The sequence below is a fragment of the Dokdonia sp. Asnod2-E02 genome (assembly GCF_045063915.1).
Classification (GTDB): Bacteria; Bacteroidota; Bacteroidia; order Flavobacteriales; family Flavobacteriaceae; genus Dokdonia.
In genome coordinates this window covers 1832076-1846559 of the sequence record NZ_JBEFNX010000005.1, presented here as the reverse complement: position 1 = coordinate 1846559, position 14484 = coordinate 1832076, and the positions used below count along the sequence as shown (strand labels likewise).

12 protein-coding genes are annotated in these 14484 nt (G+C 39.2%); 7 read left to right on the top strand and 5 right to left on the bottom strand.

The window, feature by feature from the left end; all coding sequences use genetic code 11:
* Positions 1 to 13 precede the first annotated feature (13 nt).
* The 3 genes from ACJJVM_RS08395 to ACJJVM_RS08385 all read right to left on the bottom strand — a co-directional run bounded on the left by ACJJVM_RS08395 (position 14) and on the right by ACJJVM_RS08385 (position 5770).
* A complete protein-coding gene (locus ACJJVM_RS08395; RefSeq protein ID WP_405211387.1) occupies positions 14 to 3115 on the bottom strand; it encodes a WD40/YVTN/BNR-like repeat-containing protein in 3102 nt (1033 codons plus the stop codon).
* A 107-nt stretch (positions 3116 to 3222) separates the two neighbouring features.
* Positions 3223 to 4272: a T9SS type A sorting domain-containing protein gene (locus ACJJVM_RS08390; RefSeq protein WP_298349491.1), complete on the bottom strand. Its 1050-nt coding sequence runs from the start codon at positions 4270 to 4272 to the stop codon at positions 3223 to 3225.
* 112 nt (positions 4273 to 4384) lie between these two features.
* Positions 4385 to 5770, bottom strand: a complete 1386-nt coding sequence (locus ACJJVM_RS08385; RefSeq protein WP_405211385.1) for an MATE family efflux transporter — start codon at positions 5768 to 5770, stop codon at positions 4385 to 4387.
* 209 nt (positions 5771 to 5979) lie between these two features.
* Between ACJJVM_RS08385 and ACJJVM_RS08380 the strand changes: the two genes are divergently transcribed.
* The gene (locus tag ACJJVM_RS08380; protein ID WP_405211384.1) at positions 5980 to 6351 is read left to right on the top strand and encodes a hypothetical protein; all 372 of its coding nucleotides are present in this window, start codon (positions 5980 to 5982) and stop codon (positions 6349 to 6351) included.
* Positions 6352 to 6360: 9 nt separating this feature from the next.
* Here the strand turns inward: ACJJVM_RS08380 and hemH are convergent, their stop codons facing one another.
* Together hemH and ACJJVM_RS08370 are read right to left on the bottom strand one after the other, a co-directional pair.
* The gene (hemH, locus tag ACJJVM_RS08375; RefSeq protein ID WP_038597988.1) at positions 6361 to 7401 is read right to left on the bottom strand and encodes a ferrochelatase; all 1041 of its coding nucleotides are present in this window, start codon (positions 7399 to 7401) and stop codon (positions 6361 to 6363) included.
* Positions 7402 to 7514: 113 nt separating this feature from the next.
* Positions 7515 to 8405, bottom strand: a complete 891-nt coding sequence (locus ACJJVM_RS08370; RefSeq protein ID WP_405211383.1) for a helix-turn-helix transcriptional regulator — start codon at positions 8403 to 8405, stop codon at positions 7515 to 7517.
* A gap of 217 nt (positions 8406 to 8622) precedes the next feature.
* On the opposite strand from ACJJVM_RS08370, the gene hemA reads away from it, so the two are divergent.
* From hemA to ACJJVM_RS08340, 6 genes are all read left to right on the top strand, one after another.
* Complete coding sequence (gene hemA / locus ACJJVM_RS08365; protein ID WP_225969333.1) at positions 8623 to 9864, top strand: glutamyl-tRNA reductase; 1242 nt, start codon at positions 8623 to 8625, stop codon at positions 9862 to 9864.
* Positions 9857 to 10771, top strand: coding sequence for a hydroxymethylbilane synthase (gene hemC / locus ACJJVM_RS08360; RefSeq protein ID WP_035334965.1), 915 nt, complete (start codon positions 9857 to 9859; stop codon positions 10769 to 10771). Before hemA ends, hemC begins: the two co-directional genes overlap by 8 nt.
* On the top strand, positions 10768 to 11448 hold the full coding sequence (locus ACJJVM_RS08355) for a uroporphyrinogen-III synthase (RefSeq protein WP_405211382.1): 681 nt from the start codon (positions 10768 to 10770) through the stop codon (positions 11446 to 11448). Before hemC ends, ACJJVM_RS08355 begins: the two co-directional genes overlap by 4 nt.
* A 100-nt stretch (positions 11449 to 11548) precedes the next feature.
* Positions 11549 to 12577, top strand: coding sequence for a uroporphyrinogen decarboxylase (gene hemE / locus ACJJVM_RS08350; protein ID WP_035334967.1), 1029 nt, complete (start codon positions 11549 to 11551; stop codon positions 12575 to 12577).
* Positions 12578 to 12603: 26 nt separating this feature from the next.
* Positions 12604 to 13062, top strand: a complete 459-nt coding sequence (locus ACJJVM_RS08345) for a DUF6973 domain-containing protein (protein ID WP_405211381.1) — start codon at positions 12604 to 12606, stop codon at positions 13060 to 13062.
* Positions 13063 to 13128: 66 nt separating this feature from the next.
* On the top strand, positions 13129 to 14484 hold the full coding sequence (locus ACJJVM_RS08340) for a TrkH family potassium uptake protein (protein WP_405211379.1): 1356 nt from the start codon (positions 13129 to 13131) through the stop codon (positions 14482 to 14484).

Sequence of the window (14484 nt, the reverse complement as noted above, 5' to 3'; positions counted from 1 at the left end):
AATATTACTTTATTTACTCCTTTGCATCTTCCACAAAAAGATAATCTAACTTCAAGCTATTAAACTCTTCATTAAATTTTGACACCTCTGCATCTAGCATTGTATCAAAGGCATTGAGTTGTGTATTGATTGCTGCCGTAAGTTCATTTTTTACAGCTACGTCTTGGTCTGTAGGTCCAAAATCTCCCATACCCACAAGGCTGTTTAAATGCCCTAATTTATTAGTTAACTTAATAGGGAAGTTAAGCGGATCTTGACCAGAACGGTTCTTAGTCTGATAGAGTTCTTTCTCAATCTTACCAAACTCTTCCTGCATTGTTTTTGCCTTTTCACGCAGTGCTTCTGTACGTGGGTCGTCTTTATATTGCGCAGTAAATGACTTAAGTTGCTTATTGATTTTTCTAATCTTTTTGATACTCTGGTGCGCTCTGTCTACAGATTTATTTACATCAGAAATAAAGTCGTGTTGCTTCTGCATATCTGCCACTGTCGCCTCTGCATTAGGATTTGCAACAATCTCAAAGGTCTCTGTTTGCACATCACCATTTACGTTAAGTGACACTTTGTAATTACCAGGTACTGCTTGTGGTCCGTCAAGACTTGCCCACCATAATATCATACCATCTAGACGCTCTGCGCCGTCTATTCTAGTATTCCAAGCAAACATATTTCCGCCTTTTTTGGCCTTCAGCTTTTTCTTTTTACTACCTGTACTATATGATTGCAAGGTATCACCCGCCATACTCATATAAGTAAGGGTAACGGTATCCTTTTTCTTGTCAATATCCTTCAGGTTAAAATAAGTCATCACACCACCAGGATGATTAGTTCCAGCTGTAAGGCTCGATCTACCACCACGGCCACCCATTCGGTACGTTTTCTTAGGTTTAAACAATTTATTTGTTCCCGCTTTCGCGAAAGCGGACTGATGCAACATTCCCAGATCATCTATAATCCAAAGGCTACGCCCCTGTGTTGCTACAATGAGGTTATCATCCTTAATCGTAAGATCTGTAATAGGAACGATAGGCAAGTTGAGTTGGAATGATTTCCAGTTTTTACCATCGTCAAAACTGATGTACATACCCGTCTCTGTACCGGCGTATAATAACCCTTTTTGTTTTGGATCCTCACGTACTACGCGTGTAAAATGCTCTGCAGGTATACCACTTGTAATCTTTTTCCACGACTTACCGTAGTCTGTAGTTTTATATAAATAAGGAGCAAAATCACCTAATTTATAACGTGTTCCAGCCACGTAGGCCGTTCCTTCTTCAAAGGCAGATGGCTCCACACTATTAATCATCATATTTTCTGGCATTCCTTTAGGAGTTACGTTTTCCCAAGATTGTCCTCCATTACGAGTAACGTGTACAAGACCATCATCACTACCTACCCAGAGAAGTCCTTCCTTAAGAGGAGACTCTGCTGCTGCAAAAATGGTACAGTAGTACTCTACAGAAGTATTATCTTGTGTGATAGGTCCTCCAGAAGATTTCATTTTTTCTGGATCATTAGTTGTAAGGTCACCACTAATAACTTCCCAGCTTTGACCTTCATTTTCACTCACGTGCACGCTTTGTGAGAATGTATACAACCTGTTAGGATTATGTTTTGAAAAGATGATAGGAAAATTCCACTGGAAACGGTATTTCATATCCTCCACACCGTGACCCATTGGGTTATCTGGCCATACAGATACGCTACGTACCGTGTTTTTCTCGTGGTTTACACGCGTTAAGAATCCGTCGTAACTTCCTCCATACACAATCTCATTATTTTCTGGATCTACAGCTATATGTGCAGACTCACCACCGGCGGTACTCTCCCAGTCATTTTCTGTAATGCTACCACCTTCTGTGCGGTGCGGAATGCGTATTGTGCTATTATCTTGCTGCGCTACATAAATTCTGTATGGAAAGGCATTATCTGTAGTCACACGATAAAACTGAGCCGTAGGCTGGTTCATATACGTACTCCAAGAGCGACCACCATCATAAGACACTTGCGCGCCACCATCATCACCTATAATCATACGGTTAGGGTCTTCTGGAGCTATCCACAAGTCGTGGTGATCTCCGTGTGGTGCATTGTGCGTACTGAAGGTTTTACCTCCATCTGTAGATTTGTGGTAACGCACGTTTAATACATATACCGTATTCTCATCCTTAGTATCTGCATAAAGACGCGTGTAATACCAAGCACGCTGGCGTAGCTTACGCTCATCGTTTATTTTTTTCCAAGTCGTACCTGCGTCTGTAGAGGTATACAAACCTCCTTGCTCTTGGTTTTCTACCATTGCATACAGACGGTTACTGTTTGCTGGAGAAACAGTGATACCCATAATCCCTAGTATACCTTCGGCAAAACCATCATTTGTAGAAATCTCTTTCCAAGTCTCACCGCTGTCTGTACTTTTCCACACGGCCGATCCTTCTCCCCCAGAACTTAAACTGTACGGAGTCCTACGAGCATTCCACGTAGTAGCGTACAGTACTCTTGGATTGTTTGGATCTATAATTAAGTCTACGACACCACTATCTGCGTTAGAAAAGAGTGTTTTTCTCCACGTCTTACCACCGTCTGTACTTTTGTAAACGCCACGCTCTTGTGTAGGTTTATATATGTTACCTAAAACCCCTGCATATACAATATCAGAATTAGTAGGATGTACACGTATTCTTGGCACGTGGCGGCTGTTTTTGAGACCCGACTGTATCCAAGTTTTTCCTGCATCTTCAGACTTCCAAATACCATATCCAGAAGATACGTTACCTCTTAGCGTTTTCTCACCACCACCTACGTAGATAACGTTTGGGTCGCTTTTTGAAACCTCAACGGCTCCTATACTTCCTCCAAAATAACCATCTGAGATATTTTCCCATTCTTTACCACCATCTGTAGTGCGCCACACGCCACCACCTGTACTCCCCATATAAAATAGGTCTGGTTGTCCCGGCACTCCAGTAACGGCAGCACTTCGACCACCACGGAAAGGGCCAATGAGTCTATATTCTAAAGCTTCGTAAGTAGAAGGGTCTGGTGTTTGTGCAAACGTATCAAAAGATAATACTGAGCACACCGCCAGTAATAGGTAGCATAATTTTGTCTTCATTTGGATTGTGTTTGTTATAGCTAAGAAAATTACACAATTCTCTATGAAGTAAGAAGCAAGGATGAATTTTTAACGCTTTCGCGAAAGCGTACAGAAAAAACGGTAGCTTATTTTTTTATGACTTTTATAGTTTGAGTAGAGTTATCCAAGTAAAGTTTTAGAAAATACATTCCAGCTCGATAATTGGATAAATCAAATGTTGAAACATTGAATGTTTCAGATTGAAGGAGAGCTCCTGTAATTGTAAAAACTTCAACTTTATTGATTAGCCCTTTATAGTCAATAAATATTTGAGACGACGTTGGATTAGGGTAAATATCTAAATCTAAAACCTCTGATTTAGGAATATTTAAAGTGAGACTATTTCTAAAGGTGTAAAGATATCCAGGAACAAGCTCCAAATAAAGTGTTTCATTATCATTAGTTACTCTAATTTCTCCATTAGGTTGTAAAAGAAATTCAAAAATATTATCTGTGTTTTCTCCTATACATTCTTGGTTAAATTCCGTAGCCTTCAGGTGCGGGAGATCATCTAAATCTATACTCACGTATTCAAAAACTCCTTCGTATTCCCAACAGTTATTTTCTCCATAAAAAGAAAGATTCTCATTTATTAATAACTTAGGAACGTTCTCTCCTTCATAAAAAGTCGTTTCTCCAAGATCTTCAGTAGATGAATACAAATACCACTGTTGAAATAGATCTTCAGATGGTTGATGTATGGGGTTGAAAACATAATCGGCTATGCTTCCCTCATCGTCTATTAATCTTAATCGCTTATTTATAAACGAGGTTAAATCCACATACTCATAACTGAAAGTCTTTGAACCGCCATTTTGATCGGTTAGAAATTCATTAAAAAGTAACTGCTCAAACTCACAATCTTGATTAGTACAGCTTTCATCAGAAAACACTAGATTAGAAAAGGTAACCTTGCTATTTGGAATATCAAAAATAGCATCTCCAATAAAAATATTAGAAACGCCTGTTCCTGAGACATTATTAGAAAGGTCAATACTAGAAAAATCTAATATAGTTCCTGCATCATACGGAGGAAAGTAAAGAACCCCATCAATTCTAAGACTCCTCAAATACCATTGTTCTTCAATGATTTCATCTATTTGAGCATTACACCAAAGTGGTAATAATACTAACAAAATTATTATGTAGTTTTTCAAGCTTAAATAGTTAATAAGGAACTAATTAGGTAATAGTAAAGCACAAAACATTTTAATTAAAAATATAATGTTCTCGTAAAGTTAAAAAAAATTATCTTTCTGCCAATACCACCAAATTCTCTTTTACATCACGCCTTAAAAAATAACCTGTAACTACTGTAGAAAGTACATCTGCAATAGGAAATGCAATCCATACTCCCCAAACACCAAAAAAGTTAGGTAATATGAGTATCAGTGGGATTAAGAAGAAGCCTTGCTTAGTAAGGCTGAGCAGTAAAGCTGGTATCGCTTTACCTATGGCTTGAAAATACACAGCTCCTATTAACTGTATTACAATCACTGGCGTCGCAGCAAAGACAGTGCGTAGTGCATTAGGCGTACGTTCCATCAATACTTTATTATCTGCTACCGCCTGGGCTTGTGCGTTACTATCGCTTATAAACCAAGACACAAAAAAATCTGGCACCGTCATTATGATTATAAAAATGGCTAGTGCAAGACCGCCTGCATAAAGAATGGACGTCTTGATAGTTTCTCGCACGCGCGCATATTGGTTTGCTCCATAATTATAACTCGCGATAGGCATAAATCCTTGTGTGACCCCTATCACGGGAAACAATGCAAACATTAACATCCTGCTTATAATACCATAACTAGCGACGTCAAGGGCATCTCCATAATTGATAAGTACATTGTTAAGTAATATAGTAAGCACAGAAATTACTCCTTGTCGCGCAAGTGTCACAGAACTCAAACCAGAAATTTCTGAAACAATTTTTCTTGTAAGCACAAGGCATTTAGGTACAATTCTGAGTTCGCTCTTAAAAATGAAAAACCATACGATAAAAGCAAAACACACGGCATAACTCGCAAATGTTGCCCAGGCAGCACCTTCCATCCCATAACCTAGTACATTAATAAGAAGGTAATCCATCCCTATATTACCTATGGCTGGGAGAATCATCGCATACATCGCAAACTTGGGTTTACCCTCTGCTCGTATCACGTTGTTACCCATCATACACATTGCAAGCATTACAATACCGTAAAGTACAATGCGGTAATAGGTGAGCGCCATATCTTTAAAAGAGTCATCTGCTCCAAAAAACTCTATGAGCGTATTTTGAAAAACGAGTCCTAGAATTGCTAGTAATCCAGATACTAAAAATGTGAGTGTTATTTGATTACCAAAAACTCGAAGCGCCTTATCATCATCACCAGAACCTAAGGCTCTAGACAGTACAGAACTACCACCTATACCAACGGCGAGGCCTATAGCTGCTATAAAAAAGGTTACGGGTATAACTACTGTAATGGCACTAATGGCAAGAGGACCTATCCATCTTCCTACAAAGATGGTATCTACTATCATATTGAGCGACATCACGAGTATCCCTATAGATGCGGGTACAGCTTGCTGTACGAGCAACTTTGATATGGGTTGTGTGCCTAGTGCTGTAGATTTTTTATTTGCCAATAGATATTTGCTAGTTTATTATGTGATTAAACGTTATCAAAGTTTTAACGTAAGCTAGGTAATAGATTATTTACTTTTGCCACGTGCAATATGCTGTATAACAGTAAATTAATGTTTCCCAAACATCCTCAGATATGAGTAATTTAATTCAAGTTAAAAAACTTCCTTTTGCAACTATTGAGTTTTATAAAACTTTTATAATATGCAAAATGAAAGAAGGAATCGTATTAGATATTTCAAAAACCGCAGAACTTCACGAGCAATCTCGCGCATTTTATAACGGGCTCAAATACGGTTTCATCTTTGACAGAACAATAGACTTTACAATAGACCCCATAGTCTATATGAAATGTCCGTACTACCCAGACATAAGTGCATTACACATTGTAGCAGATAAAATTACTACAAAGAAAGTAATTCATTTTGAGCAGAATTTTACAAAATATCCTATTAAGCTTTTCAGCACTATCGACGAAGCAATAAGTGCTATGAACGAGGTTCCCTTTGGAGAAAAGTCAACCTTCTCTAAAAAAGAAGGGACTATAAATCCAAGGCAAAATAAACTGCGCTCTAAAGCTTAAACAACTTAACTACGCTATAGCCTTACCAGCTTCTACTAGCGCCCATTCATTTATCCATCCTGCAACAACACCTGCCCAGTCATCACGATCATTGATACAAGGAATGGTATGGAAGTCCTTTCCTCCAGCCTCGTGAAAGATTTCTTCACCCTCCATCGCAATTTCTTCTAGTGTCTCAAGACAGTCTGATACAAATGCTGGTGTTGCAATTGCCATTTTCTTAAATCCTTCTTTACCCATACGTTCTATTGTACGGTCTGTATACGGCTGTAACCACGGGTCAAAACCTAAACGTGATTGAAAGGAGGTAGAATAAGTAAGTGGCTCCATCCCTAAATATTCGCCTACTAACCTTGTAGTCTCATAACACTGGTGACGATAGCAAAACTCGTGTGCCTTAGATTGGGACATACAGCAAGAACCATCTATTTTACAGTGCATACTCGTCACATCACTCTTACGTATGTGCCTTTCTGGAACACCGTGATAAGAAAATAATAGATGTTCATAATCTACACCTTTAAGGCTATCTGCAATAGAGTCTCCTAGCACCTTGATATACTCTGGCTTGTTGTAAAATGGCTTTACATCTGTAATCTTCATCTTAGGGAAAAACTCAGCACGTATCTCTTCGGCTAGTACTAAGATGGTTTCTGTAGTTGCCATTGCATACTGAGGATATAATGGTAATAGCATTACCTCATCAATCCCTTGATCGTGTAATTTTTGAAGTCCCTCTTTTATAGAAGGTGTACCATATCGCATTGCGATTTCTACAGGGAGTTTTGTGTGGCTTTGCACTTTTTTCTGCAAGCGTTCTGTAAGAACAATTAATGGTGATCCTTCATCCCACCATATCTTACTATAGGCCTCTGCACTCTTTTTAGGGCGTGTATTTAAGATGATACCTTTTACTAGCAATGCTCTTGCAGCATAAGGAACATCTATTACGCGCTCGTCCATTAAGAACTCGCCTAGGTATTTTTTTACGTCTTTTGGATCTGTACTATCTGGTGATCCCAGATTGACCATTAAAACTCCTTTGTTCATTTGTTGGCAATTTTTCTTTAACAAAAATAAGGCTTAACCTTCTTTTAAATGTTATGATTGTTATAAGACTTTGTGATAATGGTATTAGTTTTTACGCTTTCGCGAAAGCGTACCTACCCCAAGCTCATTAAATACTTTTTTGGGGTGGTACCAAATTTCTTTTTAAAAGCAGCTATAAAGTGACTCGCCGTACTATAGCCTACTTTCAGACCTACCTCATTTACATTATGTGATCCCGTCTCTAGCAACTGGCGTGCGACTTCCATTTTATAGTCAAATAAGAAACTAAACACAGAGTCACCATAAATCTGTTTAAAGCCTTCTTTTAATTTACTGAGTGAGAGACCTATCTCATCTGATAATTCGCTTAGTGTTGGTGGTGCATCCATTCTTGCAATGATTATTTGCTTAGCACGCTTTATTTTTTGCACATTATCCTCATCTACTAGAAAAGGGCATTGCTCTATATCTACATCTGCAGGCCTATTAAAGTACAGGCTTAATAGCTCATAACTTTTTCCCTTAAAATACAATTGCATTATAGATGGGTGCAAGCTATAATTCATTAACTGGTTAAGTACAATCGCCATACTAGGTGAGATGCTACCGTCCTTGTAGTATTTTCTATCTTTATTTTCATCACTTAAGAAGTGCATAAAATTTGCCTCGCTAGAAAATAAGCTATGAAATTTTTTGATAGAAATAATGACACTCACCAGCCAGGTCTCTGGGGCGAGTTCTAGATTCATAGGTAAATCACGCTGCGGATTATATAGTAACAGCGAATTCTCATCTGTAATAGAAAGTTTATAGGCTCCATTATTAAAATTAAACACCGCAGAGCCCTTGATACAAAAATGAAACTGTATAAAGCTACTATCTACCTCTCGCTCCACTTGGCTCACATTAGAATCATTGTTATCAAAACGTAAGACATAAAAACCGTCTTCTATTTTAATCTCTTGAAGCAAACCTTGAGCGTTACTTTTTTTATTTAATTCCATTTTATTGATCTCTTTTTTATTTAGAATCACTCTAAATTAAGACAGACACATTCCTTTGCCACTAGCAGTCATAACGATAGCTTACACAAATTTACGGTTTATTACAGACGTGATAAACCGCTCTCGACACAAATGATTCTTCTAGCGTTATTTTTTAAGGAGAGTGACCTTTATTTTTGCACTCCCTCATATTTGGGATACAAATAGAATTATACTTTTGAATAGAGAGCAACAGTTTTATGCCATAGGTCTGAGTTACAAAAAAGCAGACGCGACCACGCGTGGGCATTTTGCAATATCAGAAACAGCACAAGCCGCCATACTTAATGGCGCTCGCGATGAAGGCGTTACGGCTCTTACCGTAATATCTACTTGTAACCGTACAGAGTTATACGGATTTGCACCAGACGCGATTACACTAGTAAAAATTTTATGCGAGCATACGCACGGAACTATAGAAGAGTTTCTAGACGTAGCATACTTGCACAAGGGAGATGACGCAATTGCCCACCTCTTTAAAGTAGGTACCGGTCTTGATAGCCAGATACTAGGCGATTTTGAAATTATAGGTCAGCTTAAGATAGGTTTTAAGCGTTCTAAAAAACTGCAACTTATTAATCCTTTTATGGAGCGATTAGTAAATGCCGTTATACAAGCCAGTAAGCGCATTAAAAATGAGACCGAGATATCAAGTGGTGCAACTTCGGTGAGTTTTGCAGCCGTACAATATATAATGGCACGTGTGCCTTATATGTCAGAAAAGAATATTCTTCTTTTTGGTACTGGTAAAATAGGTCGCAACACTTGTGAAAATTTAGTGAAGCACACTAAAAATGAGCACATCACCCTCATTAATAGAACTAAAGAAAAGGCAGATAAAATTGCTGGTAAATTTAACTTACTAGTAAAAGAGTATGCCCAGATAGAAAGTGAGATTGCACAAACAGATGTACTCGTTGTAGCCACAGGAGCTCAAAAACCTACGGTAAGCAAAGAGATTATCCATTCTAAAAAGCCGCTTCTTATACTAGATTTATCGATACCTAAAAACGTATCTAATGATGTAGAAGAGCTAGAGAATGTCACACTCATACATCTAGATCAATTATCAAAAATGACAGATGCCACACTTAAGCGTCGTCAAGGATATATCCCACAGGCAGAAGCCATCATAAAGGAAATTACAGATGAGTTTAACGCCTGGTTACAAACCAGAAAGTTTGCTCCTACCGTAAAGGCTCTCAAGGCTAGACTTAAAGAAGTACAAGCTGCAGAGCTAGAAAATGTACGCAAGAAAACTCCAGATTTTAGCGAAGCGACGGCAACAGCTATGAGTGATAAAATCATTCAGAAAATCACAAACCAGGTAGCACATCACCTGCGTCACGCAAATGGAGAAACCGAAGAAAGCATTGCCTTAATTTCCACTATTTTCCAACTAGATCAACATAATGTCTAAAACGATACGAATAGGCACTCGAGACAGTGAGCTCGCTCTCTGGCAGGCAAAAACAGTTCAAAAACAACTAGAAGATCACGGCTATACCACAGAGCTCGTACCTGTAAAATCTACGGGAGACCTCATACTTGACAAGCCGTTATATGAACTAGGTATCACCGGCATTTTTACAAAAACACTAGACGTTGCAATGCTCAATGGTACGGTAGATATTGCCGTGCATAGTATGAAAGACGTCCCTACGGCATTACCTATAGGGATTGTGCAAGCTGCAGTATTACCTAGAGCAGAGACCGAAGATATTTTAGTACACAAAGGCGCGCCAGATTATAAGCAAGCCTGCACCATCGCGACAGGTAGTTTAAGAAGGCAAGCCCAGTGGCTCAATCGCTACCCTAACCACAAAACCACAGATATACGTGGTAATGTAAACACACGCTTACAAAAGCTAGAAGAAAGTGACTGGACGGGCGCCATTTTTGCAAAGGCAGGCCTTAAACGTATTAATGTACTTCCAGAAAATTATGAAGTACTTGACTGGATGATTCCTGCGCCGGCACAAGGAGCAATGCTCGTGGTAGCGATGGAAGAAGATACATTTTCTAAAGAAGCTTGTGCAAAGCTTAACGATCGCACGACAGCATTGTGCACACATATAGAACGCGAGTTCTTACGCACGCTAGAAGGCGGTTGTACCGCACCCATAGGTGCACTAGCACAAGAAATAGATGGAGCCATACGTTTTAAGGGAGTGCTTTTTTCACTAGACGGCGCGACAAAGATTGAAGTGGAGCAAGTAGTCTCAACAGAAAATGCACTAGGATTTGGTACAGACTGTGCGCTAGAGGTTCTTGATAATGGTGGAAGAGCATTAATGAAGGAAATCAAGAGTAGCTTGAAAAAATGACCGTGCTATCCACAAAAAAACTAAAGCCTAACCAGCGAGAGCTACTTCTCAATGCAGGCTTACAATTTGTGGAATATGATGCGATACGCACACAAGAGGTTGCTTTTACGCTTTCGCGAAAGCTAAAAAATATCATTATCACCTCTCAAAATGGAGTACGCGCTTTATGTAACAACCTTTCTAGTGAAGAATTAGAAAGTATAGAAAGTTGTTTTGCTGTTGGCATAAAAACAACAGCACTTCTAGCCGAAAATGGCATAAAAGTGACAAAAACAGCTCAAAATGGAGAAGAATTGGCTCATTTTATAGCCAAAAACCACAAAAACGAATCATTCACTTACTTCTGCGGGAGACAGCGCAGAGATGAGCTACCTACATTACTCAAAGAAAATAATGTAGCGTGTGAAGAAGTGGTGGTTTATGAAACTCATCAAATGACACAGTCCTTTGACCGTACATTTGATGGTATATTATTTTTTAGTCCGAGTGGTGTGAACGCTTTCGCGAAAGCGAACAAAAACACACGAGCAATAGACAGCGTAGCGTTTTGCATAGGCGAGACCACTGCAACAACGGCAAGACTACACTTTAAAAAGGTAATCGTGTCTAATGCAACAACTATAGAAAGCACCATTGCTAAGGCGGTGAAAATATTGAAAGAAGAATCTAGAACATAAGCGTCTAGAAAAACATAAAATTGTCCCCTCGAGCGCAGTCGAGAGGTTCATTATAAGAGTACAATTAAGTTCTCGACTGCGCTCGAACAGACCTAGAGATATGAGCATAAAAAACGACCTATTTTTAAGAGCACTTAAAGGAGAAACTGTAGACCGTCCACCAGTATGGATGATGCGTCAGGCTGGAAGATACCTTCCAGAATTTATGGAAATCAAAGCAAAGTATGACTTCTTTACACGCTGCCAGACGCCTGAGCTTGCGAGTGAGATTACCGTACAACCTATACGTCGTTATGGGATGGATGCTGCTATTTTATTTTCTGACATCTTAGTGATCCCTCAGGCAATGAATATTGATGTAGAAATGAAGCCTAATGTAGGACCGTGGTTGCCTAACCCTATACGATCTGCAAAAGATGTAGAGCAAGTGATTGTTCCAGATATCGATGAGACGCTAGGCTATGTGATGGATGCCATTAAGATGACTAAGGAAAAACTCAATGACGAGATTCCGCTTATAGGTTTTGCAGGATCACCGTGGACGATACTTTGTTACTGTGTACAAGGTCAAGGGTCAAAAAACTTTGACAAGGCAAAGGAGTTTTGTTTTACACAACCACTAGCCGCGCACGCTTTACTTCAAAAAATCACAGATACTACCATTGCTTATCTTAAGAAAAAAGTAGAGGCTGGAGTGAATGCAGTACAAGTTTTTGATAGCTGGGGAGGAATGCTCTCACCGGTAGATTATCAAGAATTCTCGTGGCAATACATACAGCAAATTATAGACGCACTTAAAGACGAGGCTCCCGTAATTGCCTTTGGAAAAGGATGCTGGTTTGCACTTGATAAAATGGCAAAATCTGGAGCATCTGCACTAGGTGTAGACTGGACGTGCTCTGCACGCAACGCTCGCTACCTTACTGGTGGTAATATCACGCTGCAAGGTAACTTTGACCCTACTCGATTATTCTCACCTCCTAGCGAGATCAAGAGAATGGTGCACGAGATGATTAATGAATTTGGCAAAGACAAATACATTGTAAATCTTGGTCACGGTATTTTACCTAACATTCCTATAGAAAATGCAGGTGCATTTATAGAAGCTGTAAAAGAGTACAAAGCCTAATGAACGTCTGGGCTGTTGTCAAATCTATGGATTTTAAACAGCTGTGGAGCCTTTTTTGGCTCAGTGCACGCCATCCTCGATTTGTGATTCCTACCATAAGGGGGACTCGCAAAACGGTTGCTATATGTAATAAACATTATGGCAAAAAACAGCACCTCAACGGCCCAGAAAATGCTTTTAGACACGCCCTGTGGAATATGCTTATCGTGCACCTTAGTGTGCAACGAGGCTTGCCACTGCAGCGCTCGCTAGCGTGGACAAAACGGTTTACAGACTGGCACGAAGATTTTTCTCCTAACGCACCTTTAGAACGTGCGATGGACTTGCATAACAACCGCGTGGGGCGCGACCTCATCACTAGTTTTTGCGGGCAAGACGAAGAGCAACTGGTGACACAACTACTGGAGATGGTCCCGCTTTCGCGAAAGCGTACTACCCTAAAAGAAATCAAGCGTTGTGACACAGTACTGGTTCACTTAGAGTGATAATTTAACCATATGTAAACAGGCTATGGAGGGCAAAACAAATACTTTTGAGTATAATTTCTAGCTATGAGAACATTCTACAATAAGCTGAGTTTACGATACACCGCACTTAAAAGGAGCTGGACGCCACAGCAAAATTTATTTTATGGTTTTCTCACGTATGTTTTAGTAGGAACTTTACTCCTGAGCTTGCCTTGGTTACAAAAGACGAGTGCCTCCATACTAGATCATCTTTTTATTGCAACCTCTGCAGTGAGTACTACGGGGCTGGTTACGATGTCTATTTTTGACTCATATAACATAGGAGGACAATTTGTTATAATGGCACTTTTCCAGCTGGGAGGTATAGGTTACTTGACCTTTACTACATTTATGCTGCTATCTACTACCCATAAAATAACACCCTGGCATAAAAGTATTCTCAATACAGAGTTTACATTACCCGTTACTATACGTATCAAAGACTTTTTAAAATCTGTAGTACTGTATACGGTAATTATGGAAGTTCTAGGTGCCATATTATTCTTTATTGCTTTTAAGTCAGATGGTATGGGAACGGGAGAGGCATTCTGGTCATCTATTTTTCATAGTATAAGTGCTTTTTGTACCGCTGGTTTTAGTCTTTTTAATAGTGGATTTACACCTTACGTAGACAACGGACTCATAAACTTTACCATATCAATGCTCGCTATTTGCGGTTCCCTAGGTTTTATTGTGATTACAGACGTGGGCTTATGGGTAAAAAACAGAACACACTCGCTTAGCTTTACAACAAAGATTGTCACAATAGGTTCGCTTATACTTCTAGCTTTTGGATACTTATTTTTTTACTTCTTAGAGCCGTCCATCTCAAGTTTGAGTGGGTCTGCTCGAGTGAGTGCTGCATTTTTTCAATCTATGACCGCAATGACTACAGTAGGTTTTAATACTGTTGACTTTGGTACTTTTGTATTACCTATGTTACTTGTAACTATATTTTTGATGTACATAGGCGCATCTCCTTCTGGTACAGCTGGAGGTATGAAAATTACGACACTTACTGCCGTATTTGCCATAATGAAAAGCCGACTCAAAGGATCTAAAAACATCACCTTCTTAGGAAAACGCATTCCTTATGAGCGACTATACGTGGCAACATCATCTTTTATATTTTATACAACACTTATTTTTGTAGGGACGTTTATACTCACATTTTCAGAAGATTTTGATTTTGAAAATATTTTATTTGAAGTAGCCTCTGCACTTGGTACTGTGGGTGTGAGCACTGGAATTACTGGAGATTTAAGCAGTATAGGTAAGGTTATTATCATAATCCTTATGTTTATAGGTCGACTAGGTGTACTTACCTTTGGCCTCGCCATTTGGTCAAAAGGAATCACAAAGGAAGACAGAGAAGTTCTCAAAGAAGATATAGCAGTATAA